The organism is Nonomuraea sp. NPDC049649 (genome assembly GCF_040675175.1).
In the GTDB taxonomy this organism is placed as follows: Bacteria; Actinomycetota; Actinomycetes; order Streptosporangiales; family Streptosporangiaceae; genus Nonomuraea.
Map to the genome: position 1 here is coordinate 151,262 of NZ_JBFAOH010000009.1, position 25,311 is coordinate 176,572.

At 72.0% G+C, this 25,311-nt stretch carries 28 protein-coding genes, 1 tRNA gene and 1 riboswitch; of the genes, 18 read left to right on the top strand and 11 right to left on the bottom strand.

The annotated features are described in order from the left end of the window. Nucleotides 1-53 precede the first annotated feature (53 nt). The 3 genes from AB0J42_RS15030 to AB0J42_RS15040 are packed head-to-tail and all read left to right on the top strand — an operon-like array spanning nucleotide 54 to nucleotide 2,291. The gene (locus AB0J42_RS15030) at nucleotides 54-584 is read left to right on the top strand and encodes a PadR family transcriptional regulator (RefSeq protein ID WP_364293727.1); all 531 of its coding nucleotides are present in this window, start codon (nucleotides 54-56) and stop codon (nucleotides 582-584) included. Nucleotides 585-591: 7 nt separating this feature from the next. Continuing rightward, nucleotides 592-1,545: an ATP-binding cassette domain-containing protein gene (locus AB0J42_RS15035; protein ID WP_364293730.1), complete on the top strand. Its 954-nt coding sequence runs from the start codon at nucleotides 592-594 to the stop codon at nucleotides 1,543-1,545. After that, nucleotides 1,542-2,291 carry an ABC transporter permease gene (locus tag AB0J42_RS15040; protein ID WP_364293733.1) on the top strand — a complete coding sequence of 250 codons (750 nt, stop codon included), beginning with the start codon at nucleotides 1,542-1,544 and terminating at the stop codon, nucleotides 2,289-2,291. Before AB0J42_RS15035 ends, AB0J42_RS15040 begins: the two co-directional genes overlap by 4 nt. On the opposite strand, the gene AB0J42_RS15045 is transcribed toward AB0J42_RS15040, so the two are convergent. From AB0J42_RS15045 to AB0J42_RS15055, 3 genes are all read right to left on the bottom strand, one after another. Continuing rightward, on the bottom strand, nucleotides 2,268-3,104 hold the full coding sequence (locus tag AB0J42_RS15045; RefSeq protein WP_364293736.1) for a MurR/RpiR family transcriptional regulator: 837 nt from the start codon (nucleotides 3,102-3,104) through the stop codon (nucleotides 2,268-2,270). The genes AB0J42_RS15040 and AB0J42_RS15045 overlap by 24 nt on opposite strands. Before the next feature lie 57 nt (nucleotides 3,105-3,161). Beyond that, complete coding sequence (hutU, locus tag AB0J42_RS15050) at nucleotides 3,162-4,811, bottom strand: urocanate hydratase (protein ID WP_364293739.1); 1,650 nt, start codon at nucleotides 4,809-4,811, stop codon at nucleotides 3,162-3,164. 93 nt (nucleotides 4,812-4,904) lie between these two features. Then, on the bottom strand, nucleotides 4,905-6,611 hold the full coding sequence (locus AB0J42_RS15055; RefSeq protein WP_364293742.1) for an ABC transporter ATP-binding protein: 1,707 nt from the start codon (nucleotides 6,609-6,611) through the stop codon (nucleotides 4,905-4,907). Between the two features lie 120 nt (nucleotides 6,612-6,731). Here AB0J42_RS15055 and AB0J42_RS15060 point away from each other — a divergent pair, with 120 nt between their 5' ends. Next, nucleotides 6,732-6,974: a hypothetical protein gene (locus AB0J42_RS15060; RefSeq protein WP_364293745.1), complete on the top strand. Its 243-nt coding sequence runs from the start codon at nucleotides 6,732-6,734 to the stop codon at nucleotides 6,972-6,974. On the opposite strand, the gene AB0J42_RS15065 is transcribed toward AB0J42_RS15060, so the two are convergent. Genes AB0J42_RS15065 through AB0J42_RS15075 form a run of 3 tightly spaced genes read right to left on the bottom strand, consistent with a single transcriptional unit; the run spans nucleotide 6,971 to nucleotide 9,129 of the window. After that, nucleotides 6,971-7,597 carry a hypothetical protein gene (locus tag AB0J42_RS15065; protein ID WP_364293748.1) on the bottom strand — a complete coding sequence of 209 codons (627 nt, stop codon included), beginning with the start codon at nucleotides 7,595-7,597 and terminating at the stop codon, nucleotides 6,971-6,973. The genes AB0J42_RS15060 and AB0J42_RS15065 overlap by 4 nt on opposite strands. 32 nt (nucleotides 7,598-7,629) lie before the next feature. Further along, nucleotides 7,630-8,391, bottom strand: a complete 762-nt coding sequence (locus AB0J42_RS15070; protein WP_364293751.1) for a hypothetical protein — start codon at nucleotides 8,389-8,391, stop codon at nucleotides 7,630-7,632. A 39-nt stretch (nucleotides 8,392-8,430) separates the two neighbouring features. Continuing rightward, nucleotides 8,431-9,129, bottom strand: coding sequence for an FCD domain-containing protein (locus AB0J42_RS15075; protein ID WP_364293754.1), 699 nt, complete (start codon nucleotides 9,127-9,129; stop codon nucleotides 8,431-8,433). A 123-nt stretch (nucleotides 9,130-9,252) separates the two neighbouring features. Between AB0J42_RS15075 and AB0J42_RS15080 the strand changes: the two genes are divergently transcribed. From AB0J42_RS15080 to AB0J42_RS15110, 7 genes are all read left to right on the top strand, one after another. Next, nucleotides 9,253-10,620, top strand: a complete 1,368-nt coding sequence (locus AB0J42_RS15080) for a glutamine synthetase family protein (RefSeq protein WP_364293757.1) — start codon at nucleotides 9,253-9,255, stop codon at nucleotides 10,618-10,620. A gap of 2 nt (nucleotides 10,621-10,622) precedes the next feature. Beyond that, nucleotides 10,623-11,963, top strand: coding sequence for an aldehyde dehydrogenase family protein (locus tag AB0J42_RS15085; protein WP_364294069.1), 1,341 nt, complete (start codon nucleotides 10,623-10,625; stop codon nucleotides 11,961-11,963). Nucleotides 11,964-11,967: 4 nt separating this feature from the next. Continuing rightward, nucleotides 11,968-12,732, top strand: a complete 765-nt coding sequence (locus AB0J42_RS15090; protein ID WP_364293760.1) for a 3-oxoacyl-ACP reductase — start codon at nucleotides 11,968-11,970, stop codon at nucleotides 12,730-12,732. Beyond that, nucleotides 12,729-13,418 (top strand): gamma-glutamyl-gamma-aminobutyrate hydrolase family protein, encoded by a 690-nt coding sequence (locus AB0J42_RS15095; protein ID WP_364293763.1) that lies wholly within the window; start codon nucleotides 12,729-12,731, stop codon nucleotides 13,416-13,418. Before AB0J42_RS15090 ends, AB0J42_RS15095 begins: the two co-directional genes overlap by 4 nt. Before the next feature lie 55 nt (nucleotides 13,419-13,473). Continuing rightward, nucleotides 13,474-13,571: riboswitch (glycine riboswitch) on the top strand. Nucleotides 13,572-13,704: 133 nt separating this feature from the next. Then, nucleotides 13,705-14,793, top strand: a complete 1,089-nt coding sequence (gene gcvT / locus AB0J42_RS15100; RefSeq protein ID WP_364293766.1) for a glycine cleavage system aminomethyltransferase GcvT — start codon at nucleotides 13,705-13,707, stop codon at nucleotides 14,791-14,793. Next, the gene (gene gcvH, locus AB0J42_RS15105; protein WP_364293768.1) at nucleotides 14,790-15,179 is read left to right on the top strand and encodes a glycine cleavage system protein GcvH; all 390 of its coding nucleotides are present in this window, start codon (nucleotides 14,790-14,792) and stop codon (nucleotides 15,177-15,179) included. The genes gcvT and gcvH overlap by 4 nt, the downstream gene beginning before the upstream one ends. A gap of 57 nt (nucleotides 15,180-15,236) precedes the next feature. Then, the gene (locus tag AB0J42_RS15110; protein WP_364293770.1) at nucleotides 15,237-16,613 is read left to right on the top strand and encodes an L-serine ammonia-lyase; all 1,377 of its coding nucleotides are present in this window, start codon (nucleotides 15,237-15,239) and stop codon (nucleotides 16,611-16,613) included. Here AB0J42_RS15110 and AB0J42_RS15115 read toward each other — a convergent pair. Further along, nucleotides 16,600-17,127: a hypothetical protein gene (locus AB0J42_RS15115; protein WP_364293772.1), complete on the bottom strand. Its 528-nt coding sequence runs from the start codon at nucleotides 17,125-17,127 to the stop codon at nucleotides 16,600-16,602. The genes AB0J42_RS15110 and AB0J42_RS15115 overlap by 14 nt on opposite strands. Beyond that, entirely contained in the window at nucleotides 17,127-17,726 is a 600-nt protein-coding gene (locus tag AB0J42_RS15120; protein WP_364293775.1) for a DUF6286 domain-containing protein, read from the bottom strand. The genes AB0J42_RS15115 and AB0J42_RS15120 overlap by 1 nt, the downstream gene beginning before the upstream one ends. 138 nt (nucleotides 17,727-17,864) lie before the next feature. On the opposite strand from AB0J42_RS15120, the gene AB0J42_RS15125 reads away from it, so the two are divergent. Next, complete coding sequence (locus AB0J42_RS15125) at nucleotides 17,865-19,055, top strand: amino acid deaminase/aldolase (RefSeq protein ID WP_364293778.1); 1,191 nt, start codon at nucleotides 17,865-17,867, stop codon at nucleotides 19,053-19,055. A gap of 98 nt (nucleotides 19,056-19,153) precedes the next feature. Here the strand turns inward: AB0J42_RS15125 and AB0J42_RS15130 are convergent, their stop codons facing one another. Beyond that, nucleotides 19,154-19,480, bottom strand: coding sequence for a DUF3618 domain-containing protein (locus AB0J42_RS15130; RefSeq protein ID WP_364293781.1), 327 nt, complete (start codon nucleotides 19,478-19,480; stop codon nucleotides 19,154-19,156). 111 nt (nucleotides 19,481-19,591) lie between these two features. Between AB0J42_RS15130 and bcp the strand changes: the two genes are divergently transcribed. The 3 genes from bcp (at nucleotide 19,592) to AB0J42_RS15145 (ending at nucleotide 20,675) form a co-directional block, all read left to right on the top strand. Continuing rightward, nucleotides 19,592-20,065, top strand: coding sequence for a thioredoxin-dependent thiol peroxidase (gene bcp, locus AB0J42_RS15135; protein WP_364293784.1), 474 nt, complete (start codon nucleotides 19,592-19,594; stop codon nucleotides 20,063-20,065). A 64-nt stretch (nucleotides 20,066-20,129) separates the two neighbouring features. Next, nucleotides 20,130-20,612, top strand: a complete 483-nt coding sequence (locus tag AB0J42_RS15140) for an HNH endonuclease signature motif containing protein (protein ID WP_364293787.1) — start codon at nucleotides 20,130-20,132, stop codon at nucleotides 20,610-20,612. After that, nucleotides 20,603-20,675: transfer RNA gene (locus AB0J42_RS15145), tRNA-Leu, on the top strand. Before AB0J42_RS15140 ends, AB0J42_RS15145 begins: the two co-directional genes overlap by 10 nt. A 338-nt stretch (nucleotides 20,676-21,013) precedes the next feature. On the opposite strand, the gene AB0J42_RS15150 is transcribed toward AB0J42_RS15145, so the two are convergent. Further along, nucleotides 21,014-21,946, bottom strand: a complete 933-nt coding sequence (locus tag AB0J42_RS15150) for an NAD(P)-dependent oxidoreductase (RefSeq protein ID WP_364293790.1) — start codon at nucleotides 21,944-21,946, stop codon at nucleotides 21,014-21,016. Nucleotides 21,947-22,056: 110 nt separating this feature from the next. Further along, the gene (locus AB0J42_RS15155) at nucleotides 22,057-22,473 is read right to left on the bottom strand and encodes a hypothetical protein (RefSeq protein WP_364293793.1); all 417 of its coding nucleotides are present in this window, start codon (nucleotides 22,471-22,473) and stop codon (nucleotides 22,057-22,059) included. Between the two features lie 146 nt (nucleotides 22,474-22,619). Between AB0J42_RS15155 and AB0J42_RS15160 the strand changes: the two genes are divergently transcribed. The 3 genes from AB0J42_RS15160 to AB0J42_RS15170 all read left to right on the top strand — a co-directional run bounded on the left by AB0J42_RS15160 (nucleotide 22,620) and on the right by AB0J42_RS15170 (nucleotide 25,310). After that, nucleotides 22,620-23,780: a histidine kinase gene (locus AB0J42_RS15160; protein ID WP_364293796.1), complete on the top strand. Its 1,161-nt coding sequence runs from the start codon at nucleotides 22,620-22,622 to the stop codon at nucleotides 23,778-23,780. 30 nt (nucleotides 23,781-23,810) lie between these two features. Continuing rightward, complete coding sequence (locus tag AB0J42_RS15165) at nucleotides 23,811-24,449, top strand: response regulator transcription factor (RefSeq protein ID WP_364294072.1); 639 nt, start codon at nucleotides 23,811-23,813, stop codon at nucleotides 24,447-24,449. Nucleotides 24,450-24,557: 108 nt separating this feature from the next. After that, complete coding sequence (locus tag AB0J42_RS15170) at nucleotides 24,558-25,310, top strand: ABC transporter ATP-binding protein (protein WP_364293799.1); 753 nt, start codon at nucleotides 24,558-24,560, stop codon at nucleotides 25,308-25,310. Nucleotide 25,311 lies beyond the last annotated feature (1 nt).

Here is a 25,311-nt window from a genome sequence, read left to right on the forward strand (position 1 = left end):
ACGGCAGCCTTTCACGATTGACGGACACTCAAATTTGAGTACAAACTTGAGCCATGTCCACGACCCGCATCCTGATCCTCGGCACCCTCCTCGACGGCCCCCGCAACGGCTACCAGGTCCGTCGCCACCTGGAGACGTGGGGTGCGGACAGCTGGGCCAGCGTGAAGTTCGGCTCGATCTACCACGGGCTCGGCAAGATGGCCGACGAAGGGCTGCTGGAGGTGGTCGAGTCGGGCAAAGGCGGCTCGACGGTCTACGCCATCACCGACGACGGCCGGATGGAGTTCCACCGCCTGCTCCTGACGGTCTGGCACGAGCTGATGCCGATCGTGGACCCGTTCCAGGTGGCGCTCACATTCATGGACCGCCTGGACAAGGAGACCCTGGTGGAGGCTCTGCGGAGCCGGAGCGCGCTCCTGGAGCTCTCGATCGCCGGCGCCGAACGGGCGTACGGCACCAAGCAGCGCTTCGGCGCCCCCCGCCACATCGACGAGTCGCTCAGGCTCAACACGGCCATGCTGCAGGCCCAGCTCGACTGGTGCCGGCAGGCGCTGGCCAAGGTCGAGAGCGACGAGCTTCCCTAGGAGAAGCATGATCATCAACGCGAAGGGGCTGAAGAAGACCTTCACCTCGCGCAGCCGCAAAGGCGTCCAGACGGTCGAGGCGGTACGCGGCGTCGACCTGGAGGTGAGATCCGGCCAGATCTACGGCGTGCTCGGCCCCAACGGCGCGGGCAAGACGACCACGATCCGGATGCTCGCCACGCTCATCAGGCCCGACGCGGGCACGGCCCGGATCGCCGGCCACGACCTGCTGAAGGAGCCCGCCGCGATCCGCCGCGCCCTCGGCTACGTCAGCCAGGCCGGCGGGGTCGAGGAGCAGAACTCGCCGCGCGCCCAGGTCACGTTCGCGGCGAAGCTGTACGGGGTCGCGGACGCCGCGGCGGCGGCCGAGCGGATCCTGAAGAGGTTCGACCTGGCCGACCTCGCCGACCGGCCGGGCCGCACCCTGTCCGGCGGGCAGAAGCGCCGGGTGGCCATCGCGCTCGGGCTGGTCCACGCGCCCCCGCTGCTCTTCCTCGACGAGCCCACCACCGGCCTCGACCCGCAGAACCGGGCCAACCTGTGGGGCCGCATCCGGGAGCTGCGCGAGCAGGGCACCAGCGTCCTGCTCAGCACCCACTACCTGGAGGAGGCCGACGCGCTCTGCGACCGGCTGGCGATCGTCGACCACGGCGTGGTCGTCGCCGAGGGCACGCCCGCCGAGCTCAAGCGCGAGGTCTCCGGCGACGTGGTGACGCTCCGCCTCGACGAGCCCGAACGGGCCGCCGCCACGCTGGCCCCGCTCGCCCGGGAGACCCGGCTGGACGAGGGGGTGCTGCGCGTCTACGTCGACGACGGCGAGCACACACTGCCCAAGCTGCTGAGCGAGCTGCAGGAGCAGCGGCTCGCCCTCACGTCCATCTCGCTCGACAGGGCGACGCTCGACGACGTCTTCCTGGCCAAGACCGGCCGATCTCTGCGCGACACGGGAGCCGAAGCATGATCAGGGACACCCGCCTCTTCCTCGGCCACGAGCTGCGCAACACCTTCCGCAACCCGGTCTGGCCGCTGTTCGGCATCATCCAGCCGGTCATGTACCTGCTGCTGTTCGCGCCGCTCTTCGCCGGCATGGCGTACGGGGGCGACCTCGGCGAGGCGCTGGTCATGTTCGCGCCCGGCATGCTCGTCATCACGGCCCTGTTCGGCACGATGGGCGTCGCGTACGGGACGATCTACGAGATGCGCAGCGGCGTGCTGGAGCGGATCGCGGTCACCCCGGCCTGGCGGCCCTCGATCGTGCTCGGCCGGATGCTGCGGGACGTGGCCGTGCTGGTGGTGCAGTCGCTCATGGTCATCCTCATCGCCCTGCTCATGGGCATGCGGATCGGCCCGGCCGGGCTGGTGCTCACGCTGCTCCTGCTGGCCGTCACCGGGCTGTTCGCGTCCGGCGTCGCCTACGGCCTGGCGCTCAGCCTCGGCGACGAGAACGCGATGGGGCAGCTCATGCAGTTCTTCGCGCTGCCGCTGATGCTGCTGTCGGGGGCGCTGCTGCCGATGGCGCTCGGGCCCGGCTGGCTGGAGCGGGTCGCCTGGTTCACGCCCTTCTACCACCCGGTCGAGGCCGGGCGGGCGCTGTTCGCCGGCGACCTGACCGACCCGTCGATCCCGCTCGCCTTCGCCATCATGCTGGGCCTGGCGGCGCTGACCGTGACCTGGTCGGTGCGGTCACTCCGGAAGATCACCGGTTAGGAAGGTGCCGGTCTCGTCCGTCATCCGCTCGTACTCCTCCAGCCGCGCGCGGGTGCGCAGCGGCGCCGCGTCGGCGATGGCCTCCACCAGGGCCATCGCCAGGGCGAGCGGCGCCACGTGCGAGTCGAACACCAGCCGGTCGCCCACCGGCGCGTCCAGCACCACCTCGGCGGGGAAGCCGGGCCGGTCGCAGATCACGGCCACCCGGTAGCCCAGCTTCTCCGCGTACTCCAGCGCGTTCATCACCTCGACCGGGTAGCGCGGCAGCACCACGGCCACCAGCCACTCCGCCCCGGCGCGGCGGGCCGCGTGCAGCCCGTCGACCAGCTCCGATCCGCCGTGCGTGAGCAGCCGCACGTCGGGGTGGATGCGGCGGGTGTAGTACGCGAACGTGGTGGCGAGCCCGGCCGACACCCGCAGGCCCAGCACGGGCAGCGGCTCTGCGGCGGCCAGGCACTCCCCCAGCTCCTTCAGCGGCAGGGACGGCAGCCGGTCGCGGACCGCGGTCAGGTTCCTGATCTCCCGGTCGATGGCCCCTTTGATCACGCTCTCCTGCTCGCCCTGCGGCGCCCCGCCCAGCACCAGCGGGCGGAGCGCCTGGCGCAGCTCCGGATATCCGGCGAAGCCCAGCACCGTCGCGAACCTGGTCACGGACGGCTGGCTCACTCCCGCCCGCTCGGCCAGCTCCACGCTGGACAGGAAGATGGCCTCCTCCAGATGTTCCGACAGGTAGTGCGCGATCCGCCGCTGCACAGGTGAGAGCCTGCGGCCGTCGAGCAACCTGTCCAGCCAGCTGTGATATGCGCCCGTCACGCCTTCTCCAACATCGGCAGCGCGCCGTTCTCATCCCTCACCGGCATCACAAGTCGCTCAGGACTCGCGCATCGGGACGCGGACCCCGCGTTCGGCCGCCACCGCGGCCGCCTCCTCGTAGCCCGCGTCGACGTGGCGCATGACGCCGGTGCCCGGGTCGTTGGTGAGCACCCGGTTGAGCTTCTCCCCTGCCAGGGGCGTGCCGTCGGCGACCGTGACCTGGCCCGCGTGGATGGAGCGGCCGATGCCGACGCCGCCGCCGTGGTGGATGGAGACCCAGGCGGCCCCGGAGGCGGTGTTGAGCATGGCGTTGAGCAGCGGCCAGTCGGCGATCGCGTCGGAGCCGTCGGCCATCGCCTCGGTCTCGCGGTACGGGGACGCGACGGAGCCGCTGTCGAGGTGGTCGCGGCCGATCACGACGGGCGCCCGCAGCTCGCCGGAGGCGACCATGTCGTTGAACCGCTCCCCCGCCCGGTCGCGCTCGCCGTAGCCCAGCCAGCAGATCCGCGCGGGCAGCCCCTGGAAGTGGACCTTCTCCCCGGCCTGCCGGATCCAGCGGGCCAGCGGCTCGTTCTCGGGGAACAGCTCCAGGATCGCCCGGTCGGTGGCGGCGATGTCGGCGGGGTCGCCGCTGAGCGCCGCCCACCGGAACGGTCCCTTCCCCTCGCAGAACAGCGGCCTGATGTACGCGGGCACGAACCCGGGGAAGTCGAAGGCCCGCGCGTATCCGGCCAGCTTCGCCTCGCCCCTGATGGAGTTGCCGTAGTCGAACACCTCGGCCCCGGCGTCCTGGAAGCCGACCATCGCCTCGACGTGCGCGGCCATCGACTGGCGGGCCCGCTCGGTGAAGCCCGCCGGGTCCTTGTCGCGCTCGGCGGCCATGTCGTCGAAGGCGACGCCGAGCGGCAGGTACATGAGCGGGTCGTGGGCGGAGGTCTGGTCGGTCACGACGTCGATCTCGGCGCCGCGGGCCAGCAGCGCGGGCACGGCCTCGGCGGCGTTGGCCACCACGCCGATCGACAGCGGCCGTCGCGCGTCGCGCGCCTCGTAGGCCAGCCGCAGCGCCTCGTCCAAATCCGGCGCCTGGACGTCGAGGTAGCGGTGCTCGATGCGGCGGGCGACGGAGCGGGGGTCGCAGTCGATACAGATGACCACGCCGCCGTTCATGGTGACGGCGAGCGGCTGCGCGCCGCCCATGCCGCCGAGCCCGGCGGTGAGGGTGATCGTGCCGGCCAGCGTGCCGCCGAACCGCTTGGCCGCCACCGCCGCGAACGTCTCGTACGTGCCCTGGAGGATGCCCTGGGTGCCGATGTAGATCCAGGAGCCCGCCGTCATCTGCCCGTACATGGTGAGCCCGGCGGCCTCCAGCCGCCGGAACTCCTCCCAGGACGCCCAGTCGGGCACCAGGTTGGAGTTGGCGATCAGCACCCGGGGCGCCCACTCGTGGGTGCGGAACACCCCGACGGGCCGCCCCGACTGCACCAGCATCGTCTCGTCGCCCTCCAGCGTGGTGAGCGTCCTGACGAGCGCGTCGTAGGAGGCCCAGTCGCGGGCCGCCCGGCCCGAGCCGCCGTAGACGACGAGCTGCTCGGGGTGCTCGGCCACCTCCGGGTCCAGATTGTTCTGGAGCATGCGGAGCGCGGCCTCCTGCGGCCACCCCTTGGCGGTGAGCGTGGTGCCGCGCGGGGCCCGGACGGTGCGGCTCATGCGAACCTCCTGAATGAACGTATTCATCAACGTCACCCGAAGAGTACAACGCGCCGGCCCACCGCAACCCGGGCGGCGGCGAGATACGTCGCGCTAGCCCACCAGGAACTGGGTGGCGGCGAGCTCGCGATAAAGCTCGTCCGTGCCCACCAGCTCGTCGTGGGTGCCGACGGCCCGCACGACCCCGCCCTCCATGACCACGATCCGGTCGGCGTTGGTCACCGTGGACAGCCGGTGGGCGATGACCAGCACGGTCGTCTCGGCGGCGACCTCGGCGATGACCTCGCGCAGCCGCAGCTCGTTGACCGCGTCGAGCTGGGAGGTGGCCTCGTCCAGCAGGAGCAGCCGGGGCTTGCGCAGCAGCGCGCGGGCGATGGCGACGCGCTGCCGCTCGCCGCCCGACAGCAGCACGCCCCGGTGGCCGACGAGCGTGTCGAGCCCGTCGGGCAGTCTGGCCACCAGATCGTCCAGGCGGGTACGGGCGATCGCCCGGCGCAGCTCGTCCTCGGTCGCGTCGGGGGCGGCGAACAGCAGGTTCTCCCGCAGCGTGCCGGCCAGCACGGGCGCGTCCTGCTCGACGTAGCCGAGGGCGGCGCGCAGCTCCCCGAGCGGCCAGTCGCGGATGTCCCTGCCGTCCAGCGAGATGACCCCGCCCTGGTGGTCGTAGAAGCGTTCGAGCAGCGCGAACACGGTGGACTTGCCCGCCCCCGACGGGCCGACGAGCGCGGTGAGCCCGCCGGGCGGCACCTCGAAGCCGACCCCGTCGTGCACGATCGGCCGGTCGTCCCCGTACCGGAAGACCACGCCGTCGAACCGCACGCCGAGCGGGCGTCCGCCGGTGTCGGCCGGTTCGGCGACCGGCTCGCCGGGCAGGTCCTCGACCTCCTTGATGCGCTTCATCGCGGCCAGGCCCTGCTGGAGCTGGACCGCGCCCTCGACGAGCTGCCCGATCGGCGCCACCAGGTAGAACAGGTAGAGCAGGAAGGCGATCAGCGCGGAGATCTCCAGCGCGCCGGAGGCGACCCGGGCGCCGCCGACGGCGAGCACGGCGAGGAAGGCGATCTGCACGGCCATCCACGTCGACACCCCCGCCAGCGAGGTCCACCCGGCGACCTGGAGACCGCGGGCGCGTGCCTGCTCGGCAGCTCCGGTCACGACGGCGATCTCGCGCTCCTCGGCGCCGCTGGCCTTGACCGTGCGGTAGGCCTGCAGCGCCCGGTCGAGCACCGCGCCCATCTCACCCACGGCCTCCTGGGCGTCCTTCTGCGCCCGCATGATGCGCGGCATCACCAGGCCGGTCATCCCGCCGATCACGGCCACCACCAGCAGCGTGACCAGCAGCAGCGTGCCGTCCATCGCGGCCATCAGGACGACGGCGCCGACCAGCATGAACACGGCGCCGACGGAGTCGACGACGCCGTTGGTGAGCACCGCGCGGAGCAGCGTGGTGTCGCCGGTGACGCGGGAGAGCAGGTCGCCGGGCTTGAGCCGGTCGACGTCGGCCACCCGCAGCCGCAGGATGCGGTCGACCAGGCGGCGGCGCGCGCCCAGCACGACGCTCTCCCCGGTGCGTTCCATCAGGTAGGAGCCCGCGGCCGACACCACGGCTCCGACCACGACCGCGACGGTGAGGCCGACCAGCGGCCCGGTCATCGACCGGTCGTCGCCGAACGCGTCGACCACGTACTTGGCGAGCAGCGGCATCGCGAGGCCCGCGGCCGAGCCGATCAGGCCCAGCACTCCGCCCACCACCAGGATCCACCGGTGCGGGCGCAGGTAGGCGATTAAGTCCTTGATCACCGAATCTCCTTCCAGGAGCCATCCGATTCCAGACAACGAACGGGCGCGCGCGATCCGCACCCGTCAACCTAAATTGACTCCTTAAGTATGTCAACTTTAGTTGACGGCTCCTTCTCAAGGATGAGGACGTCATCCACCCGCCGCGCCCTCCGGGGCGGCGGCAGACCCTTCGACCTGCTGTACGCGGGAAACCTGTCCGAGACCGGCCGGGACACGTTCAGGGGCGGCCCCGCCGGTCACGCGCCGTCCCCGGGCAGGAGACGGCCGCGGGCGCGGGACGGCGTCTACGCCGCGCTGGACGCGCTGCTCATGCCGGTGGCCAAGAACACCTACCTGGCCAACGGGCAACTCCCGCTGCCCTAGTCGACGGCGGGCAGGTCGGGGTGGTCGTAGTCGGCGTCGCCGTCCTCGGCCCGCCGCAGCGCCAGGTCCTCCAGCCAGGCGGCGGCGAACCTGCGCGCCTGCCCGTCCTCGCGCCCCGGGCCGCACATGAACCCCAGCCGCATGCCCAGCTCCGGCAGCGAGAACCCGGGCAGGTGGCGCCTGCCGAGCCGTTCGAGATCCCGGAAGGAGTAGAGGCCCGCCAGCGCGGCCAGGTCGGCGACGTCCTCGGCCAGCCCGCGCTCGTGCAGGTCACGCACCCGCAGCCCCACGGCGTCATCCAGGCTCACCACCCGGAGCCCGGCGCGCAGGACGGGCTCGCCGAGCACGACCCCGTCGCCGGCCTCGACCGGGCAGCGCGAGCCCGCGACGGGATCGACGGCGACCAGCCGGCCGCCCTCGATGGTGACCTCCAGCCCGGCCTCCCACAGGGCCAGCGCCATCTCGTCGACGACCTCGGGCGGCCCGCCGGCGAACTCCAGCCCGTCGCCCGGGGCCACCGCGACCTCGTGCGCGCGCAGGGCCGCCCGGCCCGCCAGCGCCGCCCCGTACCGCTCGCAGACGGGCAGCACGGCGGCGAGCACCCGCTCCTGGAACGGGGTCACGCGGCGATGCCCCGGGGGCTATGCGTCACAAGTCAAGTATGGCGCTGGAAACGGCGGCTGGAAGGCAGGTCGTGGCGGCCCGACAGGAACTCCTGGAAGGCGATCTTGGCCCGGATGACCGGCCGCCGCCAGCGTTCCTCCCGGTGGATGGCCCTGGCCATCTTGCGCGGGGAGCGCTCCACGAAGAACCAGTGGGCCCACGGCGACCCCGGCCGCGCCAGCCGGATCGCGCCCACCACCAGCAGGACAGGCAGGAACAGCCCCGCCATCCCGGTCCAGATCTTCCCCTTGAGCAGGGTGATCACGGCCAGGCAGAGGTTGGCCACGATCAGCACCGCCGGGCTGACCAATGGAACGCCGAAGTCCCAGGTGAGCGGCCGCAGCCCGATGAGCAGCAGCCCGGTGACCGCCACCGCGATGAACACCGCGTCCACCGAGGTGCGGCCCTCCTCCTCCCAGTAGACGTCGTGCAGGTGGAGGATGAGCGCGAACTCGTCGAGCACCAGGGCCGCCCCGACCCCGAACACCGACGCCGCGACCGCGTACGCCGTCTGCGAGCCGCCCGACAGGATCAGCCCGGCCACCCCGCCGCCCAGCATGAGCACGACGCCGAACACCACGTGGTGGATGTGCATCTCCCCCACGTTGACGTCACGGAACCAGCCGATCTTGGCCCTGATCAGGCGGACGTTGATGCGGGTGGCGATGAAGGCCACGATGAGCGCGACGAAGAAACAGAACAGCGGAAGCCGTCCCGTCGCGATGATGCTCTGATGAAACCACTTCTCCAACACCGTGCCAACGACTCTATGAGCCCCTGAGGGGTGCTGCGGTCAGGAGAGGAAGCCGCGCAGCAGGGCGGCCGTGCCCTCCAGGTGCTCGGCCATCGCGCGGGCCGCCGCCTCGGGGTCGCCGTCCAGGATGGCGGCCACGATCGCCCGGTGCTGCGCCGCCGCGTGGTCCAGGTTGGCCTGGAGCATGGGGATCGCGTTCAGCAGGTCGCCGACCCGCAGGCGGGCGTCGGCGCAGGCGGCGGCGAGCAGCGCGGAGCCGGTCAGCTCGGCGATCGACAGGTGGAAGGCGGTGTCGAGGCGGCGGTAGTCCTCCAGCGGGGCGGCGTCCAGGTCGGCCAGCCTGCGCCGGAGCGTGTCGCGCTGCCCGCCGGTCAGCTCCATCCCGGCCAGGACGCGGGCGGCGCCGCACTCGACGGCCATCCGGAAGGTGAGCGCGTCGGCGAGGTCGTCGGTGCCCATCCGGGCCACCGCCCGGCGCAGGTCGGCCGAGCCGGGCGGGGGCGGCACGTAGGTGACGAACGCGCCGCCGTAACGGCCCCGCCGCACGTCGAGGTAGCCCGCGTCCTGGAGGGCGCGGATGGCCTCGCGCAGCGTCACCCTGCTGATGCCGAGCCGGACGGCCAGCTCGCGCTCGGGCGGGAGCTTGTCGCCGTGGGCCACCACGCCCAGTTTGATCGCCTGCAGCAGCCGCTCGACGGTCTCCTCGAAGGCGTTCCCGGCCTTTACCGGCCGCAGCACCGTCGTCAAACGCGACGAATCGTCCAACGTGTCCTCAGGCCTTGACAACCGATCCCGCCGTACACATCAATGGTCTGAGACTAGCCCAATCAGAAGGACTCCTGCCAGATCGGAGCCAGCCACGTGAGCGAGCGATCCACCGGCTTCCTCACCGTCGACGAGCTGCGGCAGGAGGTCGCGGCGGGCCTGATCGACACCGTGCTGCTGGCCGTCGCCGACATGCAGGGCCGCCTCCAGGGCAAGCGGCTGTCGGCCCGCCACTTCCTCGACGAGGTGCTCCACCACGGCTCGGAGGGGTGCAACTACCTGCTCGCCGTCGACGTCGACATGAACACGGTCGGCGGGTACGCGATGTCGTCCTGGGATCGCGGGTACGGGGACTTCGTGATGCGGCCCGACCTGTCGACGCTCCGGCGGGTGCCCTGGCAGGAGGGCACCGCCCTGCTGCTGGCCGACCTCGCCTGGCCGGACGGCGCCGAGGTCGCCGCCTCGCCGCGCCAGATCCTGCGCCGCCAGCTCGCCCGCCTCGCCGAGCGCGGCCTGCGCGCCTACGCCGGCACCGAGCTGGAGTTCGTCGTCTACGAGGACTCCTACGAGGAGGCCTGGAAACGCGCCTACCGCGGCCTGACTCCCGCCAACCTCTACAACGTCGACTACTCGCTGCTCGGCACCGCCCGCGTCGAGCCGCTGCTGCGCCGCATCCGCCGCGGCATGGAGGGCGCGGGCCTGTACGTGGAGTCCGCCAAGGGCGAGTGCAACCTGGGCCAGCACGAGATCACCTTCCGCTACGCCGAGGCGCTCGTCACCTGCGACAACCACGCCGTCTACAAGAACGGCGCCAAGGAGATCGCCGCCCAGGAGGGCCGGTCGATCACCTTCATGGCCAAGCCGAACTCCCGCGAGGGCAACTCCTGCCACATCCACATCTCGCTGCGCGGCGCCGGCGGCGAGCTGATGATGGCGGGCGACGGCCCGCACGGCCTCTCTCCGCTCGGCCGCGCGTTCATCGCCGGTCAGCTCGCCTGCCTGCGCGAGCTCACCCTCCTGTACGCGCCCAACGTCAACTCCTACAAGCGGTTCGTGCCCGGCAGTTTCGCGCCCACGGCGGTCAAGTGGGGCGTCGACAACCGGACCTGCGCGCTGCGCCTGGTCGGCCACGGCCCCGCGCTGCGGGTGGAGAACCGGGTTCCGGGCGGCGACGTCAACCCGTACCTCGCGGTGGCCGCGCTGGTCGCGGCCGGGCTGCACGGCATCGAGGAGGAGCTGGAGCTGGAGGAGCCGTTCGAGGGCAACGCCTACGCCTCCGGCGCCGAGACCGTGCCGCGCACGCTCCGCGACGCGCTGGCCCTGTTCGAGGACTCCAAGCTGGCCTGCGAGGCGTTCGGCGAGGACGTGGTCGCCCACTACGCCAACAACGCCCGGGTCGAGCTGGCGGCCTTCGACGCGGCGGTGACCGACTGGGAGCTCATTCGGGGGTTCGAGCGGCTGTGACCATGAAGATCGTCAACCCGGCCACCGAGCGGGTCATCGCCGAGGTCGAGCCCGCCGGGGTCGCCGAGGCCGACGAGGCCGTGGCCCGGGCCACACGGGCGTACCGGGAGTGGCGCGAGGTGTCGCCCGGCGACCGGGCGCGGCTGCTGCGGGCCTTCGCCGACCTGGTCGGCGCGCACGCCGAGGAGCTGGCCGCGCTGGAGGTCGCCAACGCCGGCCACCCGATCGGCAACGCCCGCTGGGAGGCCGCCACCGTCCGCGACGTGCTCCACTTCTACGCGGGCGCGCCCGAGCGCAACCACGGCAGGCAGATCCCGGTGCCCGGCGGCGTCGACGTGACCTTCCAGGAGCCGCTGGGCGTGGCGGGCGTCATCGTGCCGTGGAACTTCCCGATGCTGATCATGTCGTGGGGCGTCGCCCCGGCGCTGGCGGCGGGCAACACGGTCATCGTCAAACCCGCAGAGCAGACCCCGCTGACCGCGCTCCGGCTGGCCGAGCTGGCCCTCGCTGCGGGCCTGCCCGAGGGGGTGCTCCAGGTCCTGCCCGGGGCCGGGGAGGTCGCGGGCGCCCGCCTGGTCGAGCACCCCGGCGTCGCCAAGATCGTGTTCACCGGCTCGACCGAGGTCGGCAAGGAGATCGCGGCCAAGGCCGCCGCGCACGTCAAACGGCTCACGCTGGAGCTCGGCGGCAAGTCGGCCAGCATCGTCTTCGCCGACGCCGACGTCGCCAAGGCCGCCGCCGCCGCGCCGTACGCCGTCTTCGACAACAGCGGTCAGGACTGCTGCGCCCGCTCGCGCGTGCTGGTGCAGGAGAGCGTGTACGACGAGTTCCTGGAGCGGCTGTCGGAGGCGGTGCGCGGGCTGCGCGTCGGCGACCCGCTCGACCCCGCCACCGAGATGGGCCCGCTGATCAGCGCCGAGCACCGGGACCGGGTCCGCGGCTTCGTCGCCGACCCCTACCTGCAAGGCTCGTGCCCGCGCGGGCCCGGCTTCTGGTTCCCGCCGACGGTGCTGACCCCGCACGTCACCGACCGGGCGTTCACCGAGGAGATCTTCGGCCCGGTGGTCTCCGTGGTGCCGTTCGCCGGGGAGGCCGACGCGGTCCGCATCGCCAACGACACCCGCTACGGCCTGTCCGGCTCCATCTGGACCCGCGACGTCGGCCGGGCGCTGCGGGTGGCCCGCGCGGTCGAGTCCGGCGCGCTCTCGGTGAACTCCAACGCCTCGGTCCGCTACTGGACCCCGTTCGGCGGGTTCAAGGAGTCCGGGCTCGGCCGCGAACTGGGGCCGGACGCGCTGGCCGCGTTCACCGAGACCAAGAACGTCTTCATCTCGACGGAGTAGCGACATGCAGCGACTGCTGGACCGCGTGGCGGTCATCACCGGGGCGGGCAGCGGCATCGGCCTGGCCACCGCGCACCGGCTCGCCGCCGAGGGCGCCCGGGTCGTCTGCGCCGACATCGACGAGGAGGCCGGTGCCAAGGCCGCCACCGAGGTCGGCGGCCTGTTCGTCAGGGCGGACGTGACCAGCGAGCCCGACGTGGCGCGGATGTACGAGCGGGCGTTCGAGACGTACGGGAGCGTGGACGTCGCGTTCAACAACGCGGGCATCTCGCCGCCCGACGACGGCTCCATCCTGGAGACCGGCATGGACGCCTGGCGGCGGGTCCAGGAGGTCAACCTGACCAGCGTCTACCTGTGCTGCAAGCACGTCATCCCGTACATGCGCCGCCGGGGCAAGGGGTCGATCATCAACACCGCCTCGTTCGTGGCCGTCATGGGGTCGGCGACCTCGCAGGTCTCCTACACCGCGGCCAAGGGCGGGGTGCTGGCCATGTCGCGCGAGCTGGGCGTGGAGTTCGCCCGCGAGGGCATCCGGGTCAACGCGCTCTGCCCGGGGCCGGTGAACACGCCGCTGCTCCAGGAGTTGTTCGCCAAGGACCCGGAGCGGGCCCGGCGGCGGCTGGTGCACATTCCGCTCGGCCGGTTCGCCGAGGCCGCCGAGATCGCCGCCGCGGTCGCCTTCCTGGCCAGCGACGACGCGTCGTTCATCACGGCGTCGGAGTTCCTGGTCGACGGGGGCATCTCCGGGGCCTACGTGACGCCGCTATGAGCCGGCCGGTCATCGGGATCAGCACCTACGTGGAGCCCGCGCGGTTCACGGTGTGGGAGCTGCCCGCGGCGCTGCTGCCGTACACGTACGTGGAGCGGGTGGCGCGGGCGGGCGGGCAGCCGGTGCTCCTGCCGCCGGCGGGGGATCCGGCGGCGCTGGTGCCGCGGCTGGACGGGCTGATCCTGACGGGCGGCGGGGACGTCGATCCGGGGCGTTACGGGGAGGCGCCGCATCCCGCCAGCGCCTACGTCCGGAAATTTCGGGATACGGCGGAGTTCGCGGTGGTGGCCGCCGCGCTGGAGGCCCAGATCCCCTTCCTGGGCATCTGCCGGGGCCTCCAGGTCCTCAACGTGGCCCTCGGGGGCAGCCTCCACCAGCATCTCCCGGACGTGACCGGCCACACCGGGCACTGCCCCGCCCCCGGCGAGTTCGGCCGCCTCCCGGTCCGTCCCGTCCCGGGCAGCACGATCGCCAAGCTCCTCGGGGCCGGACCGGTCGCCGTGCCGCACTACCACCACCAGGCCGCCGACCGGCTCGGCGCGGGCCTGACCGTCACGGCCACGGCCGCGGACGGCACGATCGAGGCCGTGGAGCTCGGCTCCCACCCGTTCGCGCTGGCCGTCCAGTGGCACGCGGAGGCGGCCGACGACCCCGCGCTCTTCGAGGCGCTGGTGGCGGCGTGCTGAAGTGACAGACGCGACAATTCACCCCTCAGGCCACTAGGCTGGCCACAGCACCGTGAAAAGCCGTACGGGAGAGTGCCCTGGCAGCCGGTCAGGACCCCTGAAGGAGCAAGCCCTCCCCGCGAACCTCTCAAGGCAAAGGACCGTACAGCCGAGGTGCCCTCTGGAAAGCAGGTCACACGCGGCCTCGCCGAAGGTGAAAGTCCGGAAAAATGCCGGGTGAAGCTCTCAGGCACCGATGACAGAGGGGGAGGATCCCGGCATCCGATCCTGTCCTGAGGTGCGAGACATGTCCAGATCGACACCGCTGAGAGACGTGCACGAATCTCTCGGCGCCACCCTGACCGACTTCGCCGGCTGGCTCATGCCGCTCCGCTACGGCAGCGAGTCCGCCGAGCACAACGCGGTCCGCCAGGCCGCCGGGCTGTTCGACCTCTCCCACATGGGGGAGATCTTCCTGACCGGCCCGCAGGCGGGCGAGGCGCTGGACTACGCCCTGGTGGGACACCTGTCCGCGATGGGGCACGGGCGGGCGCGCTACACGATGCTCGTGGACGAGCGCGGCCGGGTGCTGGACGACCTCATCGTCTACCGGCTCGGTGACGAGGAGTTCATGGTCGTGGCCAACGCGGCCAACGCCGAAAAAGTCGCCGAAGAGCTGAAAAATCGTGCGAAGGCGTATGACGTACGGGTCGAGGACCGCTCCGACCAGTACGCCCTCATCGCCATCCAGGGCCCCCGGTCCCAGGAGATCCTCGCCACCCTCACCGACGCCGACCTCGCGAGCCTCAAGTACTACACGATCACGCCCGGCCGGGTCGACGGCCGCGACGCGCTCATCGCCCGCACCGGCTACACCGGCGAGGACGGGTTCGAGCTGATCATCGCCAACGACGACGCCGTCCCGCTCTGGAACGCGCTGACCGCCGCCGGCGAACCGCACGGGCTGAAGCCCGCCGGACTGTCCAGCCGTGACACGCTCCGCCTCGAGGCGGGTATGCCGCTGTACGGCAACGAGCTGAGCGCGGAGCTGACCCCGTTCGACGCGGGCATGGGCAGGGTGGTGAAATTCGACAAGCCTGGCGACTTCGTGGGCAGGCCGGCGCTGGAGGCGGTCAAGGACGACCCGCCCCGGCGGCGCCTGACCGGGCTGGTCGCGCGCGGCCGCCGGGTGCCGCGCCACGGCTACCCCGTCACCAAGGACGGCGCCGTCGTCGGCGAGGTCACCAGCGGCGCGCCGTCGCAGACGCTGGGCAAGCCCATCGCGCTGGCCTACATCGACGCCGGCGTCGACACCGAAGGTCTGGCCGTGGACATCCGGGGCAAGCAAGAACCCGTGGACGTGGTCGAGCTGCCCTTCTACAGGAGGAACAAGTGAGCAACATCCCTGACGACCTGAGCTACACCAAGGAGCACGAGTGGATCTCCGGTCTGGAGGACGGCCTGGTCGCCACGATCGGGATCACGGCCTTCGCCGCCGAAGCCCTCGGTGACGTGGTGTACGTGCAGCTCCCCGAGGTCGGCTCGACCATCGAGGCCGGGGACTCGGTCGGCGAGGTCGAGTCCACCAAGTCCGTGAGCGAGATCTACACGCCGGTCGGCGGCGAGGTGGTCGAGGTCAACCAGGCCCTGGTGGACGACCCGTCGCTGGCCAACAGCGACCCGTACGGCGAGGGCTGGATGTTCAAGGTGCGCGCCGAGGGCGACGCCGACGACCTGCTCTCGGCCGAGGAGTACGCCGCCCTGACCTCGGGCGAGTCCTGACCCACCCGCCGGGGTCCGCGCCCGGGCCCCGGCACCGCTCGTGAAAGGCGCCTGTCAATGGCGATCAGCGTCTTCGACCTCTTCAAGATCGGGATCGGCCCGTCCAGCTCCCACACCGGCGGTCCGATGGCCGCCGCCCACAAGTTCGCCCGCGGTCTGCGCCAGGACGGGCTGCTCGACCGTACAGCGCGGGTCCAAGCCATCCTGTACGGGTCGCTCGGGCTGACGGGCAAGGGCCACGGCAGCGACAAGGCCGTCCTGCTGGGCCTGTCGGGCGAGAAACCCGAGTTGGTGGACGTCGACACCGTGGACGAGCGGCTGGCCGCGATGCGCGAGTCGGGCACGGTCCGGCTGTTCGGCGAGCGCGAGATCCCGTTCGTGATCGGCGAGGACCTGGTGTTCGAGCGCAAGATCTCGCTGCCGGAACACCCGAACGGGATGCGTTTCACCGCCTTCGACCAGGCGGGCGAGCCGCTGCGGGAGAAGGTCTACTTCTCGGTCGGCGGCGGCTTCGTGGTCGACGAGAGCGCCACCGGCGCCGGCCGGATAAAGCCGGACGACACGGTCCTCCCCTACCCGTTCACCACCGGCGAGGAACTGCTCAAGCACTGCTCGGCCACCGGCCTGTCGATCTCCGGGCTGATGCTGGAGAACGAGAAGGCGTTCGGGCCCGGCGAGGACGAGATCCGCGCCCGGCTGCTCGACATCTGGCGGGTCATGACGGAGTGCGTGGGGCGGGGCATCGCCAAGGAGGGCGTGCTGCCGGGCGGGCTCAAGGTCAAGCGCCGCGCCCACCAGCTCCACCGCCGGCTGCAGACCGAGTCCGCCGAGGCGGACCCGCTGCAGGCGATGGACTGGGTGTCGCTGTTCGCCCTGGCGGTCAACGAGGAGAACGCCGCCGGGGGCCGCGTCGTCACCGCCCCGACCAACGGCGCGGCGGGCATCATCCCCGCCGTGCTCACGTACTACTCCCGTTTCGTCCCGAACGCCGACGACGAGGGCGTGATCCGCTTCCTGCTGACGGCGGCGGCGATCGGCGTGCTGTTCAAGGAGAACGCGTCCATCTCCGGCGCCGAGGTCGGCTGCCAGGGCGAGGTCGGCTCGGCCTGCTCGATGGCCTCGGCCGGGCTCACCGAGGTCCTGGGCGGCACCCCCGAGCAGGTGGAGAACGCCGCCGAGATCGGCATCGAGCACAACCTGGGCCTGACCTGCGACCCGATCGGCGGCCTGGTCCAGATTCCGTGCATCGAGCGGAACGCGGTCGCCTCCATCAAGGCCATCACCGCCGCCCGGATAGCGCTGCGCGGCGACGGCCGCCATCACGTGTCGCTCGACAAGGCCATCAAGACCATGCGCGACACCGGCCGGGACATGCTCGACAAGTACAAGGAGACCTCCCGCGGCGGCCTCGCGGTGAACGTCATCGAGTGCTGAGCCCCTGGCGGCGGACGTGGATGCGGACGACGGCGCCCAGTTCGTCGTCCCGGACCTCGCGGCGGATGCGGCCGACGATCTCCCGGTCGAGCTTGCCCACCACCATGCCCACGTCCGCCGACGCAGGGCAGGAGAACGAGATCCGCAACCGCGCGTCGCCCTCCAGGTCGCCGGCCACCCGCACCCCGGCCCGTTGCAGCCCCTCGGTGTCCTTCAGGCCCACGCAGAGCATCGCCGTGCCCGTGCCGCACCGCCTGCCGAACCGGCCCCAGCCCAGGCTGAGCACCAGCCACCGGAGCGTCACCAGCGCGAGCAGCACCAGCACCAGGGCGACCACCCAGAGCGGCCACGGATGCCCGCCCAGGGCGTCGGCGGCGCGCTGGGGCAGCACCCTGGCCCGCGGCGAGAACCCGGCGAGATGCCCCTGCCCGCGCAGCCAGGCGTAGCCGCCCGCGGCCAGCAGCACCGCGCCCACCACGGCCAGCCCTGCCCGGTTTCCTCCGTACTGCCGCATCACAGCCCCTTCCTGCGCAGCCGCATCACGACCTCGCCCGTGCCGAGCGTGCCCAGCGCCGCCAGCCGGTCGCCCACCGCCGCGCCGACCTGCCGGAGCATCGCGCCCGACGACTCGGGGCCGGTCGTCACGGTGACCTCGATGCGCCGCCTGCGCAGCCGTACCTTGGTCTTGCCCGCCCCCTCGACCTGCTGCGCGACCGCGCGGAGCGTGCGGCGCAGCCCGGAGCGGGTGATGCCGATGACGATCAGCGGGTCGGTGGTCTCCACCGGCACGAGCCTGGACCGTCCCGGCAGCACCGCCAGCAGAAGCAGGACCAGGCCCGCGAGCGCCACCCCCAGCGCGGGCAGCGACAGCTCGCGCCACGAGGTCCCGGTCGCCAGTTCGACGGCCTCGTCCACCGGGACCAGCCCGAGCGGCCGCCCCCACAGGCCCGCGACGATCTCCGCCGCGGTGAGCCCGAACCCGGCCGTCAGCAGCACCGCCACCGTCACCGCGGCGGGGGTCCGGGCCGGTCGGAGCACCCGCCGGGAGCGGCGGAGCGGGGAGTCGCGGACGGCGGCAGCCGTGCCGGGCAGGATCTGCTGCAGCGTGGTCATCACAGGCATCAGAGGTACACGGACCGGCCGTCGCTCGACCGTGTCCACGCCGCCCGTTTGCGGGATCATTACAGGACGGCACGACCAATGCGAACGGTCCTCATGTTCATTTGCCGGTTATGCCGTTACGCTGCCGGTATGGACGACCGCCAGCGCTACGACCGGGCCACCGCCGCGCTCGAGCCGCCGTTCGCCATCCTCGACCTGGCCGCGATGCGCGCCAACGCCGCGAGCATGGCGCGCCGCGCCGCCGGCAAGCCCATCCGGGTGGCCACCAAATCCCTCAGATCCCGGCCGCTGCTGGAGCAGGTGCTGGCCCTCGACGGCTTCCGCGGCCTGCTCGCCTTCACCCTGCCCGAAGCGCTCTGGCTGGCCTCCCACGGCCACACCGACATCGTCGTCGCCTACCCCACCGCCGACCGCCAGGCCCTCGCCGCCCTCGCGGGCGACGCCGACGCCGCCCGGCACATCACCCTCACCATCGACTCCCCCGAACACCTCGCCCACATGGACCAGGCCCTCGCCAGCCTCCGCCCCCGCCACGAGATCCGGCTCTGCCTCGACATCGACGCCGGCTTCGTCGCGCTCGGCGGGAAGTTCAGGGCGGGCGCGCTCCGCTCCCCCGTCCGCGACGCCGCCCAGGCCGCCGCCCTCGCCACCGAGATCGCCAAACGCCCCGGCTACCGCCTCGTCGGCCTCCTCGCGTACGAAGCGCAGATCGCCGGCGTCGGCGACGCACCCCCCAACGCCCTGTACGGCCGAGCAGTCCGCCTCATGCAGACCCTCTCGGCCAGGGAACTCGTGCTCCGCCGCGGCCGCATCGTCAACGCCGTCCGCCAGATCGCCGACCTCGAATTCGTCAACGGCGGCGGCACCGGCTCCATCGAACGCACCGTACGCGAGAAAGCCGTCACCGAAGTCGCCGCAGGCTCCGGGCTCTTCCACCCCCGGCTCTTCGACTTCTACCGCGGCTTCACCGGACGGCCCGCCGCGATGTTCGCCCTCCCCGTCGTCCGCCGCCCCGCCCCCGGAACCGTGACCGTGCTCGGCGGCGGCTACATCGCCTCCGGCCCCCCGGGCCCCGCCCGAGTCCCCCAGCCCTACCTGCCCGCCGGCCTCCGCTACAGCCCCGACGAGGGCGCCGGCGAAGTGCAGACCCCCCTCACCGGCCAGGCCGCCGAGGACCTGCGCGTCGGCGACCGCGTCTGGTTCAGGCACGCCAAGGCGGGCGAGCTGTGCGAGCGCTTCGACACCCTCCACCTCGTCGACGGCGACACCGTCGTCGAGACCGTGCCCACCTACCGGGGCGAGGGCCGGACCTTCCTCTAACCGCTACCGGCACCGGCGCCACCGCCGGTTTCCTCTAGCCGCTATCGGCAGCTTTGGCCGCTACCGGCACCGGCGCCACCGCCGGTTTTCCCTGACCGCTACCGGCGCCGGCGCCGCCGCCACAGCACCCAGGCCGCCCCCAGCACCAGCACCGCACCCACCCCGATCAGCACCGGCCCCAGATCAGGCTCCTCGTCCCACACCCGGTCCGGGTCGCTCCCCGGCTCCACCGGCCGCGGCGCGAGCCCCAGCGCGTCACCCACCTGCGACGCCAGCAGCCCCGCCCGCGTCTTCACGTCCGCCACCGTGCGCTCGGCGACCCGCTTCGGACTCACCCGGTCGGCGATGGCGTCGACCGTCTGCGCCAACTCCGCGCGCGTCCGCGCGATCCGCCGCTCCAGCTCATCGGGATCGGTGTCAGCCATGACTCTCCTTCCGGCGCGCTCCTGCTCGTGCCGATCAGTCTGTCAGGTCAGCGCCCCGGACGGCACGCCAGCCCGGCCGGTAGGTTCACAGGAGAACCACGGGAGGACCTCATGACCGAAACCAAGCTCGCGCCCGGCGACGCCGCGCCCGAGTTCACGCTGCCCACCTCCGACGGCGGCAGCGTCTCTCTCGCCGACCACCGCGGCAAGCGGGTGATCCTCTACTTCTACCCCGCCGCGATGACACCCGGCTGCACCAAGCAGGCCTGCGACTTCCGCGACAACCTGGCCCAGCTCACCGCCGAGGGCTACGTCGTCCTGGGCGTCTCCAAGGACAAGCCCGCCAAGCTGGCCAAGTTCGCCGAACGCGACGCCCTGACCTTCCCGCTGCTGTCGGACCCGGAGCTGGAGGTCCACCGGGCGTACGGGGCGTACGGGCTCAAGAAGCTCTACGGCAAGGAGGTCCAGGGGGTGATCCGCTCCACCTTCGTCATCGACCCCGACGGGAAGATCGAGCAGGCCCTCTACAACGTCCGCGCCACCGGCCACGTATCCAGCCTCAAGAAGAAGCTCGGCCTTTCCTAGCAAAAAGGGATTTTCCGCGGCCACGACTTTCATAATTGTCGGTAGGCTTTTCTAGCCTACCGACATGGCCGCTTATCAGAAGTACACGCGAGAGATGCTGGCCGAGGCGGCGGCGGCTTCACTCAGCGTCGCCGACGTGCTGCGCCGCCTGGGCATCAGGTGGACCGGCGGCAGCCACGCACACATCAGCCGCCGCCTGAAGCACTACGCCATCGACACCTCACACTTCACGGGCCGGGCGCACGGCAAGGGAAGGGCGCCCGCCACCCTCCGCTCCCATCAGCAAATACTCGTCCTCCGCCCGCCGGGGTCCATCCGGGAGAAGGCCCCCGCGCTGCGCCGGGCGATGCAGGAAGCCGGTCTACCGTACGCGTGCGCAGCCTGTAAGATTGACGGCACGTGGCAGGGAAACCCGCTCACTCTCCACGTCGACCACATCAACGGCGACTGGCTCGACAATCGACTGGAGAATTTGCGATTCCTCTGCCCGAATTGCCATTCTCAGACCGCGAACTTCGCCGGTAAGGGAAAGGTTAAGGGGCCGTAGCCCAATGGCAGAGGCACAGCTTTTAGGTGGCTGGTAGTGTGGGTTCGAATCCCACCGGCCCTACTCTTGTGATGTCTCATACATCGAAAACCCTCGATCCCACGGGTCGGGGGTTTCGTCTTGCCGGGGTCGATAGCCGCGGGCAGGATCGTTGGTCCAGCTCCACCTCCACCGCACCCGCGTCCTCCTCGCCGGCACCAGCACTGCACGACCTCGCGAACACTTGACCCGTCGTTTCCAGCCTCCCCCACGAACGCCGCTTCGATCTCGGTGTGCTCGTGCACGATGATCTGGCCTAAGCGGGTTCCACCGGTTGCCCAGCAGAGCTGTCGTTCGCTGCGTCACTCGGCGGGGTTCGTCGCCCTGGCCGACATCGAGCTCTGGCGGAACAACGCCACAGCTCACGAGACCGTGTTGGCCGGTTGCTCTCCGCGGGCGTACCGGGCGATCTGGGCGGCGGCGACCTGCCAGGCGCGGTCGTCGGCCTGGGGGACGTTGCCCGCGACGTGGGGGGTGATGAGGACGCCCGGGGCGTGCCAGAGGGCGTGGTCCGGGGGCAGCGGTTCGGGGTCGGTGACGTCGAGGATGGCGCGCAGGCGGCCGGTGCGGGTCTCGGCGAGCAGGGCCTCGGTGTCGACGATGGGGCCGCGGGCGGCGTTGAGGAGGATGGCGCCGTCCTTCATGGCGGCGAGGAAGTCCTTGTCGGCCAGGTGGCGGGTCTCGGGGGTGAGGGGCAGCATGAGGGCGACCACGTCCTGGTCCGGCAGGAGGGCCGGGAGGTCGGACATGGTGACGACGCCGGGGCGGGGGCGGCGGGCCATCAGGGTGACGCGGGCGCCGAACGGCTCCAGGCAGGCGCGGAGTCTGGTGCCGAGGTCACCGGCGCCGATGACGAGCACCCGCTTGTCCCAGAGCGTGTCGGTGGGGTGCGGCTGCCAGCGGGCGGCGGCCTGCTCCTGGGCGTAGGCGGGCAGGCCGCGGGCGACGGCCAGCAGGGTGGCGGCGGCCCATTCGGCGACGGCGGCACCATGGGCGCCGGCCGCGCTCGACAGGGTGAGGTGGGCGGGCAGGCCGGTCCAGGAGTCGGTGCCGGCGCTGAGGGTCTGGACGAGGCGGAGCGCGGGGAGCCGGTCGATGAGGGCGAGGACGCGGTCGACCGGGCGGGAGGGGACGACGATGACCTCGGCGTTCTCGGCGCCTTCCGGTGGTTCGGCGTGCACGTCGTACAGGAGCGGGGTGACGCCCTCGACGGCGGCCAGCGCGTCGAGGCCGCGCGGTTCGGGCACGAGCGCGACGACGGGCCGCGCGGACGTGTCTGGCTGCTGTTCCGCCATGCTGGCTCCCCCGATGATCGGCTGCGCGCCGCAGCCTATCGAAATCCCCGGCATGGACCGGCGCCGGCCTCGCCCCGGGGCTCCGGCCTGTGCGTAGAGGCGCCGGGGCGCTAGCCGGTGCGGAGGGGCGCCGGGTTGACGTCGCAGATCACGCGGCTTCTGGATTCGTAGCAGTACGGGCCTTCCCGGTCGGGGAGTCCCGGCCCTTCCTGGAAGAGCCGCGCGCTCGGGCCGGGCCGGTCGATGAGGGTGCCGGTCAGGGCGACGGCGCTGCCACCGAGGATGCCGCCGACGACGAGCCCGGCGAGCGCGGCGCCGACGATCTGGGTCTGCTTGCGGCGGAAGAACTCGTGGACGGCCGGCTTGGGAGGAGGCGGCGGCGGGGGCAGCGGGCCCCAGCCCGGTCCCGCGGCGCCGCCGTGGAAGTGGCCGCCGTAGGGATGGCCGTAGGGGGCCGGTTCCGGGCGGCTCGGGTCGCGCGGTGGATCCCCGCCACGCGACCCGGCGTCGCGATCATGATCTGTCATCACGATCTCCCTTTACTCACCCTGAAGGGCGTTCCCTGGTACTACGGTGCCGGATGATCCGTAAGCGTGGCGTAAGACCTGGGTCGTAGGCGTAGCTCACCCTCAAGGCTGAGCCCGGCGTCCGTTCGCGTCCGTATCGTATGGATGTGTTCGGCAGGGTGAAGGAGTGGTCGCGCCGCGAGAGGCTGATGGACGCCCTGCGGGTGGCGCTCTGGGCGGTCCTGGTCCTTCTGCCGCTGGTCCCTCAGGTGATCTACGCGCCCGGCTGGCGGTTCGGGTATCTCGTCTTGGCGCTGCTGCTGCTGACGCCGGTGCTGGTGTGGTGGCGGCGGCCGCTGGTGGCGTTCTCGGCCGTCTCGCTGGTGAGCTTCGGGCAGTGGGTGGCGGGCGTGGACGTGCTGCCGTCGAACCTCCTGGTGCTGGTGGCGCTCTGGTCGGTGGCGGCGCGGTGCGCGTTCCGGTGGGCGCTGGCGGCGCTGCTGGTGGCCGAGCTCGGGGTGTTCCTGGTGCTGCTGCGGTGGGACACGCCGACGCTGGGGATGTTCACGTCCGGGTCGATATTGGTGGTGACGGTCTGGCTGGCCGGGCTGTACGCGGGCACGCGCCGGCGTTACCTGGAGAGCCTGGAGGAGCGGGCCAGGCGGGCGGAGCTGGAGCGCGACCAGCGGGCCCGGATGGCCGCGGCGGCCGAGCGGGCGCGGATCGCCCGGGAGCTGCACGACGTGGTGGCCCACCATGTGAGCGTGATGGTGGTGCAGGCGGACGGCGCGGGTTACGCGATCGGCTCCGACGCCGAGCAGGCCCGGCAGGCGGTGCGGACGATCTCCGTGACCGGCCGGGAGGCGCTGGCGGAGATGCGCAGGCTGGTGGGCGTGCTCAAGGAGGACGAGAGCGGCGGCGGCACCGAGTACACGCCGCAGCCGGGCCTGGCGCAGCTCGAGGACCTGGTGCGCAAGGCCGGGCTCCCGGCGACGCTGCGGGTCGGCGGGACGCCGGTGGAGCTGCCGGAGGGGGTGCAGCTCGCGGTCTACCGCATCGTGCAGGAGGCGCTGACGAACGCGCTCAAGCACGGCGGCCCGGGGGTGCGGGCCGTGGTGGAGCTGGACTACGCGGGCCCGGAGCTGGTGGTGCGGGTGTCCGACGACGGCCGGGGGGCCGCGGTGCCGCTCGCCTCGGGTGGTCACGGGCTGGTGGGGATGCGGGAGCGGGTCGGCATGTACGGGGGCGCGGTCACGGCGGGGCCGCGCCCGGGCGGCGGTTTCGAGGTGCTGGCCAGGGTGCCGGTGCCGCGGGCCAGGGCGGCTTAGGGAGGCTCGGTGGGCGAGGTTGTCCGGGTGATGCTGGTCGACGACCAGGAGCTGCTCCGGGCGGGGTTCCGGATGGTGCTCGGGGCGCAGCACGACATCGAGGTGGTGGCGGAGGCCGGCGACGGGGTGCAGGCGGTGGAGCTGCTGCGCTCCGTCGAGGTGGACGTGGTGCTGATGGACGTGCGCATGCCGCGGATGGACGGGGTGGAGGCGATCCGCCACATCCACGGGCCGAAGGTGCTCATCCTGACGACGTTCGATCTGGACGAGTACGTGTTCGCGGCCATCAAGGCGGGCGCCTCGGGCTTCCTGCTGAAGGACGTGCCCCCGGCCGAGCTGGTGAGCGCGATCCGGTCGGTGCACGCGGGCGACGCGGTGGTGTCGCCGCCGACGCTGAAGCGGATGCTGGACCGGTTCGCCGGCTACCTGCCGTCGGAGTCGCGGGCCGCGGCGGCGGAGCTGACGCCGCGCGAGCGCGAGGTGCTGATGATGGTGGCGCGGGGCCGGTCCAACATGGAGATCGCCGCCGAGCTGGAGGTGGCGGAGGCGACGGTGAAGACGCATCTGGGGCGGGTGCTGGCCAAGCTGGGGCTGCGGGACCGGGCTCAGGTGGTGGTGTACGCCTACGAGGCGGGGCTGATCGTGCCGTCGTATCGGCCGAACGGCTGATGGGGGTCGTCTGACGGCGCAGGAGAAGTCCCTCCTCTGGGCCCAGGGATCGGCGGTTTCCCGGCCCTAGCGTGAGTCGCGTTCGGAAATCCCTGTCTAGGAGTGAACGTGACTCTCACCAAGTCCCGGCACCAGGCCCCTCCCGCCGTGGTGGCCGAGGCGCTGACGAAGGTGTACGGCGAGGGCGACGCCCGGGTGCACGCGCTGCGTGAGGTGGACGTGTCGTTCGCCACCGGCGCCTTCACCGCCATCATGGGCCCGTCGGGTTCGGGCAAGTCCACGCTGATGCACTGCCTGGCCGGTCTGGACACGGCCACCTCGGGCAGCGTGCGCGTCGGCGACGTGGAGCTGACCGGGCTCGGCGACAAGCAGCTCACGCTGCTGCGCCGGGAGCGGATCGGCTTCGTCTTCCAGGCGTTCAACCTGCTGCCGACGCTGAGCGCGGAGGAGAACATCCTGCTGCCGCTGCGGATCGCCGCCCGCCAGCCGGACCAGGTCCTGTACGACCGGGTGATCGACACGGTGGGGCTGCGCGACCGGCTGGGGCATCGGCCGTCGGAGCTGTCGGGCGGTCAGCAGCAGCGGGTCGCGGTGGCCAGGGCGCTGATCAGCAAGCCGCAGGTGATCTTCGCGGACGAGCCGACGGGCAACCTGGACTCGCGCAGCGGCGCGGAGGTGCTGTCGTTCCTGCGCGCGTCGGTGCGGGAGCTGGGGCAGACGATCGTCATGGTGACGCACGATCCGATGGCGGCCTCGTACGCCGACCGGGTGGTGTTCCTGCGCGACGGACGGCTGGTGGACGAGCTGCCCGCGCCCACGCCGCAGACGGTGCTGGACACGCTGATGAAGCTGGAGGCGTGAG

Bases quoted from the DNA above. Each gene is read 5' to 3' on its own strand.
- AB0J42_RS15030 (WP_364293727.1), top strand. From the start codon at position 54: ATGTCCACGACCCGCATCCTGATCCTCGGCACCCTCCTCGACGGCCCC.
- AB0J42_RS15035 (WP_364293730.1), top strand. From the start codon at position 592: ATGATCATCAACGCGAAGGGGCTGAAGAAGACCTTCACCTCGCGCAGC.
- AB0J42_RS15040 (WP_364293733.1), top strand. From the start codon at position 1,542: ATGATCAGGGACACCCGCCTCTTCCTCGGCCACGAGCTGCGCAACACC.
- hutU (WP_364293739.1), bottom strand. From the start codon at position 4,811: ATGAGCCGCACCGTCCGGGCCCCGCGCGGCACCACGCTCACCGCCAAG.
- AB0J42_RS15060 (WP_364293745.1), top strand. From the start codon at position 6,732: ATGAGGACGTCATCCACCCGCCGCGCCCTCCGGGGCGGCGGCAGACCC.
- AB0J42_RS15085 (WP_364294069.1), top strand. From the start codon at position 10,623: ATGAAGATCGTCAACCCGGCCACCGAGCGGGTCATCGCCGAGGTCGAG.
- AB0J42_RS15090 (WP_364293760.1), top strand. From the start codon at position 11,968: ATGCAGCGACTGCTGGACCGCGTGGCGGTCATCACCGGGGCGGGCAGC.
- AB0J42_RS15095 (WP_364293763.1), top strand. From the start codon at position 12,729: ATGAGCCGGCCGGTCATCGGGATCAGCACCTACGTGGAGCCCGCGCGG.
- gcvT (WP_364293766.1), top strand. From the start codon at position 13,705: ATGTCCAGATCGACACCGCTGAGAGACGTGCACGAATCTCTCGGCGCC.
- AB0J42_RS15110 (WP_364293770.1), top strand. From the start codon at position 15,237: ATGGCGATCAGCGTCTTCGACCTCTTCAAGATCGGGATCGGCCCGTCC.
- AB0J42_RS15115 (WP_364293772.1), bottom strand. From the start codon at position 17,127: ATGCGGCAGTACGGAGGAAACCGGGCAGGGCTGGCCGTGGTGGGCGCG.
- AB0J42_RS15120 (WP_364293775.1), bottom strand. From the start codon at position 17,726: ATGACCACGCTGCAGCAGATCCTGCCCGGCACGGCTGCCGCCGTCCGC.
- AB0J42_RS15125 (WP_364293778.1), top strand. From the start codon at position 17,865: ATGGACGACCGCCAGCGCTACGACCGGGCCACCGCCGCGCTCGAGCCG.
- AB0J42_RS15130 (WP_364293781.1), bottom strand. From the start codon at position 19,480: ATGGCTGACACCGATCCCGATGAGCTGGAGCGGCGGATCGCGCGGACG.
- bcp (WP_364293784.1), top strand. From the start codon at position 19,592: ATGACCGAAACCAAGCTCGCGCCCGGCGACGCCGCGCCCGAGTTCACG.
- AB0J42_RS15140 (WP_364293787.1), top strand. From the start codon at position 20,130: ATGGCCGCTTATCAGAAGTACACGCGAGAGATGCTGGCCGAGGCGGCG.
- AB0J42_RS15150 (WP_364293790.1), bottom strand. From the start codon at position 21,946: ATGGCGGAACAGCAGCCAGACACGTCCGCGCGGCCCGTCGTCGCGCTC.
- AB0J42_RS15155 (WP_364293793.1), bottom strand. From the start codon at position 22,473: ATGACAGATCATGATCGCGACGCCGGGTCGCGTGGCGGGGATCCACCG.
- AB0J42_RS15165 (WP_364294072.1), top strand. From the start codon at position 23,811: ATGCTGGTCGACGACCAGGAGCTGCTCCGGGCGGGGTTCCGGATGGTG.